The sequence below is a fragment of the Mycobacterium sp. genome, from assembly GCF_050701675.1.
GTDB lineage: Bacteria > Actinomycetota > Actinomycetes > Mycobacteriales > Mycobacteriaceae > Mycobacterium.
Window position 1 is genome coordinate 1 of sequence record NZ_JBOGDD010001272.1, and the last position, 4291, is coordinate 4291.

The 4291-nt window shown below is 66.1% G+C and carries 6 protein-coding genes; 2 read left to right on the forward strand and 4 right to left on the reverse strand.

Annotation, left to right across the window (positions count from 1 at the left end):
* Both ACRDUX_RS39335 and ACRDUX_RS39340 read right to left on the reverse strand, forming a co-directional pair.
* On the reverse strand, positions 1–419 hold a 419-nt coding region (locus tag ACRDUX_RS39335; RefSeq protein ID WP_526422720.1), incomplete at its 3' end, for a CoA-binding protein.
* Complete coding sequence (locus tag ACRDUX_RS39340; protein WP_526422722.1) at positions 416–1828, reverse strand: flavin monoamine oxidase family protein; 1413 nt, start codon at positions 1826–1828, stop codon at positions 416–418. The genes ACRDUX_RS39340 and ACRDUX_RS39335, both read right to left, overlap by 4 nt.
* Positions 1829–1957: 129 nt before the next feature.
* Between ACRDUX_RS39340 and ACRDUX_RS39345 the strand changes: the two genes are divergently transcribed.
* Together ACRDUX_RS39345 and ACRDUX_RS39350 are read left to right on the forward strand one after the other, a co-directional pair.
* Positions 1958–2122, forward strand: a complete 165-nt coding sequence (locus tag ACRDUX_RS39345; protein WP_526422724.1) for a hypothetical protein — start codon at positions 1958–1960, stop codon at positions 2120–2122.
* Positions 2122–3615 (forward strand): cytosine permease, encoded by a 1494-nt coding sequence (locus ACRDUX_RS39350; RefSeq protein WP_526422726.1) that lies wholly within the window; start codon positions 2122–2124, stop codon positions 3613–3615. The genes ACRDUX_RS39345 and ACRDUX_RS39350 overlap by 1 nt, the downstream gene beginning before the upstream one ends.
* A gap of 177 nt (positions 3616–3792) precedes the next feature.
* Here ACRDUX_RS39350 and ACRDUX_RS39355 read toward each other — a convergent pair whose 3' ends face one another.
* The gene (locus ACRDUX_RS39355; RefSeq protein WP_526422728.1) at positions 3793–4098 is read right to left on the reverse strand and encodes a hypothetical protein; all 306 of its coding nucleotides are present in this window, start codon (positions 4096–4098) and stop codon (positions 3793–3795) included.
* Positions 4092–4291 (reverse strand): hypothetical protein (locus tag ACRDUX_RS39360; protein ID WP_526422730.1); only part of this gene is annotated, 200 nt, incomplete at its 5' end. The genes ACRDUX_RS39360 and ACRDUX_RS39355, both read right to left, overlap by 7 nt.

Sequence of the window (4291 nt, forward strand, 5' to 3'; positions counted from 1 at the left end):
GTGGTGGCGTCGTAGATGCCCAGGCTGTTGGTGCCGATCAAACGTGCGCCGCGGGCGGTGATCCTGCGCGCGAGGGCGGCGTCGTCGGCGACTCCTGCGGTGATCCCGAGGAAGCCGCGCACGCCGCGGTCGAGTGCCTCGTCGACGACGGCGTCGACCTGGCCGGCGGGCACGCACAACGCGACGAGGTCGGGAACCTCCTCGAGCGCCGAGATGCTCGTCACGCAGGGCTGTCCCAGCACCGACGCGGATCGACTGTTGACCAGCGAGATTCGGCGGCGGTGCGCTCCCTTCAGTGCACCGGAGGCCAACCAGTAGCCCCACTTGGCGGGGTCCTCGGAGGCCCCGACGACGGCCACCGATGCCGGATCGCTGAAGACGGCGAGATCCGTCGTCTTCCGGGTGAGGTGCATCGTCATGGCCGCAGCGCCGTCGTGATCTCAGCGGCGGCGCGGTGACCGGACGCGATGGCCCCGTCGATGTAGCCGTTCCACACGCTCGACGTCTCGGTGCCGGCCCAGTGAATGGATCCGCAGGCGGTGCGCCAGCCCCTGGCTCCGTGTTCCAGCCAGACCCCCGGCGCCGGATTGGCGGCGTATCCGCCGTGTGCCCATGGGTCATCGGGCCAGATCTTCTCGGTGTACTGCAACGGGTTTGACGCCCGGTCACCGAAGAGCATGGTCAGCGTGCTGAGCACGTCGGCCCGGCGCTGCTCCGGTGCGAGCGCCGCCCACCGATGCTGCCGGTCGGCGTAGACGAACGACACCAGGACGCCGACACTGCCGTCGTCGGGCGAGTTGTCGAACACCACTCCCACCGAATTGTCCCCGTAGGCAGTGGCCTCGCCGGAGTAGCCGTCGGCCCGCCAGAACGGCGTGTCGTAGACGGTGTGGATCTTGGCGACGTCGCCCATCGGGCTGCGTTCCATCCACCGGTTGCGCGCCTGCGGCAGCGGCGGGGTGAACCGGATGCGCACGGCCGCACCGGGAGACGCAGCGACCACGACACGGTCGGCGAACACCTGACCGCGGTCGGTGTCGACGCGGACGCTGCCGTCGTCAAGGGTCTCGATGTGCCACACGGGGGCATTCAGCACGACCCGGTCGCCGAGGTGTTGCGCCATCGCCAGCGCGACCGACTGCGCGCCCGCGGTGAAGCGTCGCTCCTGAGCGCAGCCGTCGGTCTCCATCAGCTGGTCGAATCCGCCGGCCGACGCGACGTAGAACAACAGGTGGAACAGCGAGATGTCCCGGGGTTCCACCGTCCACACGCCCTGCACGGCGAGCGCGAGGCGCAGGCGCGCGTCCTCGTCGGCGACGGCGCGATCGAGGTAGGACTGAACGGTCTCGGAGTCCCACTCCGCCAGGCGCGCGTGCGCCGTCGGATCGTTCAGGTCGATGGTCGCGGCCAGCTCGTCGATGACGTCGGCGGCGGCGACGTAGGCGTCCACCCCTGGGGCGTCGTCCGGGCCCGCGCCGCGGAAGCGACGACTGACACCGTCGGACCAGAGCTCGAGGTGATCGCCAGTGTTGTACGTCGGGAAGGTGGCGCAGCTGAAGCGCTCGGCGGATGCCAACAGCCGGGTCTGGGTCGGGCCCACCCACTGACCACCATGATCGATGACGAGGTCGGCACCGGAGCCGTCGACGCGTTCCGACAGTACCCGGCCACCGACGCGGTCCGAACCCTCCAGCACCAGCACGTCGATGCCCTCGTCGTGCAGCGCCAGGGCCGCTGACAAGCCCGAATAGCCAGCTCCGACGACCACGACGGCGGACTTCGACGGCAGCCGTCCCGGTGCGTTCGAGGACGTTGAAGCGTTCGACATGACGGCGACTCTATCTTAACTGGCCCGCCAGTCAAGTATTATTCGTGAGCTGCCGCACGGACTTGACAGGACGTGACCGCGGCCACAAGCTAAATAAACTGGCCCGCCAATCAAGAATGAGGTTCGTGTATGGACGACACCACCTTCGACCGAGAACTCCAGGAACGGCTCCACCTAATCGAAAGCCCCGACGGGCCGCCGATCACCGTGCCCGACCTACCGCTGAGAGATTTTCTGGTCGCGGTGTTCTCGCTGTCCGTCGCGATCGTCGCGCTGATGTGGTGGGCCTACTGATGACCCATCTCCTGCGCCGCGCCAAGGCCGCGAAGACCGCGATCGTCGAGGAGGATTTCGACGCCACTCTCACCGAGCTGCCGCTGCTCCCCCAGGAGCGGATCTGGGGATTCTGGCAGCACTCCTGGGTCAACATCGGCCTCGCGGTGGCCACCTGGGCCTTCCTTCAGGGTGCCGCGGTCGCGTACTACGTCGGCGTCGTTCAGGCCATCGCGTCGATCGTGATCGGCTACGGGATCAGCGTGCTGCTGATCGCTTTGGCGCCGTGCATGCCGTCGGTGAAGTACGGCATCGAACAGTTCGTCGGGCTGCGCAGCGCGTTCGGTGAGAACGGCGCGCGGCTGGTGATGGTCGCCGTCTCCACGGTGCTCGCGGCGGCGTGGTCGGCAGTGCTGGCGATCATGTTCGGGCACGGGCTGGTGACCGTCGCCAACCAGCTCCTCGGCGTCGAACTGTCCGAGGCGGGCACCGCGGCCAGCCTTCTCGCTCTGGTCGCGATCATCGTGTCTTGTCTCATCCTGGCCCGCGGACCGGTGTCGGTCGAGGCGGTCTGCCGGGTCATCGCGCCGATGCTGATGGTCATCCTCGTCGGGATCATCGTCATCGTCTTCACCCACAACACGTGGTCCGAGCTGGCAGCACTGGAACCGCTCGGCGGGGTCAGCGACGACAACCACCTCAGCTTCCTGCTGGCGATCGAGCTGAACATCGCGGGCGGATTCGCGTGGTGGCCCAACATGGGCAATTTGGCCCGGCTGACCCGCAATTCACGCGCAGGCTTCTGGCCCAACTGGATGGGCATCTTCGGAGCCTCGGTCGTAGCCGCGATCGTCGGCGCGCTGGCCGCCCTCTCCCTGCAGATCGACGACCCAACCCAGTGGATGATTCCACTCGCCGGTGCCGGCATCGGCGTCGTGGCGCTGGTCATCATCTGCCTGGCCAACGTGACGGCCATCCTCTCCCAGGGCTACGCGTCGATGGTGGCACTCAAAGGTGGCGGCGGACGGGTGTTCCGCACTGCGGCGTGGCCTTGGCTGATCGCGGTCATCCTCGGCCCGGCTGCGATCCTGGTCTTCTTCCCGGCGGCCGTGTACGACAACTACGGCCGCTTCCTGTCCTGGGGCGCGATCATCCTGGCGCCGCTGTGCGCGGTCCAGCTTGTCGACTACTTCGTCCTACGCCGGCGCCAGCTGAACGTCCGCGACCTGTTCCTGCCGGCCAGCCAGTCCAGGTACGGCTACTGGAAGGGCGTGAACGTCGTCGCGTTCGTCGCGGTCGCCGCCGGAGCGATCACGTATTCGCTTCTGCTGAACCCGGTTTCATACGAGCCCAGTGAGCTGTTCCGCTACACCACGGCCTCGATGCCAGCATTCCTCGTCGCCGGGTTGGTGCACTACCTGCTGACACGACTGGTCGTGCAACCCCTCGGCATGGGAGGGTACGAGAAGCAGCCGACTCCGGTTGCTTCTGCCCCGCTTCGTGGGAGCGACTGATGATCCGGTCGCGCAGTCGCGTCGGTGATGGTGGCGGCACGTAGATAGCAATGCACACCGGTTCGCCCGTCGTGACAGTTCGCCTGCTGCACTGACGTTCTCGGGCTTATACTCCGGCGCATTCCCGCTCAGGCTGAGGCTGATTGCGACCGACGGCGCTACCCCCAACCTTCTCAGTCAGACCAGGCCGACTGCCTCAACCAGAAGGTACAACGGAATGAAGAAGACCAACGCCGCTGGGCCAGAAATACAACCAATCATCATTCCCCGCCCAATCTCACGCCATTTCCCTTGACGAGTCGCAAGAATTGCCGCCAACGCGAAATCCAGCAGCAACACGGGAACCAGGAATACAGCAAGATAGAACCACGGCAGAAGAACCCACGCGACAAACTCGATGATGAGAATGTTCACCAAAGCAGCGGCGAATCCAAGAGGTCCGTAGCGGCCGACTGAGGGGCTCACCTTCTGCGGGTTCACCATCCGATGATCCAAAATCCGTAAACGCTCGCACCTACAATCGCGACGACGAACGATCCGATGATGCTGAGGGCGAGACCTTGCGCTCTCGGCGATCTCGACATGAGCAGCGAGCCGCTTACTGCGGCCGACACAAGCAAGGTGACGGCGGCAGTAATTGAATACTGCGCGAACCCGTGCATGTTCGACACGTACC

What these genes read in the sequence shown, in the direction of transcription:
- ACRDUX_RS39340 (WP_526422722.1), bottom strand. Translation starts at nt 1,828, where the DNA reads ATGTCGAACGCTTCAACGTCCTCGAACGCACCGGGACGGCTGCCGTCG.
- ACRDUX_RS39345 (WP_526422724.1), top strand. Translation starts at nt 1,958, where the DNA reads ATGGACGACACCACCTTCGACCGAGAACTCCAGGAACGGCTCCACCTA.
- ACRDUX_RS39350 (WP_526422726.1), top strand. Translation starts at nt 2,122, where the DNA reads ATGACCCATCTCCTGCGCCGCGCCAAGGCCGCGAAGACCGCGATCGTC.
- ACRDUX_RS39355 (WP_526422728.1), bottom strand. Translation starts at nt 4,098, where the DNA reads ATGGTGAACCCGCAGAAGGTGAGCCCCTCAGTCGGCCGCTACGGACCT.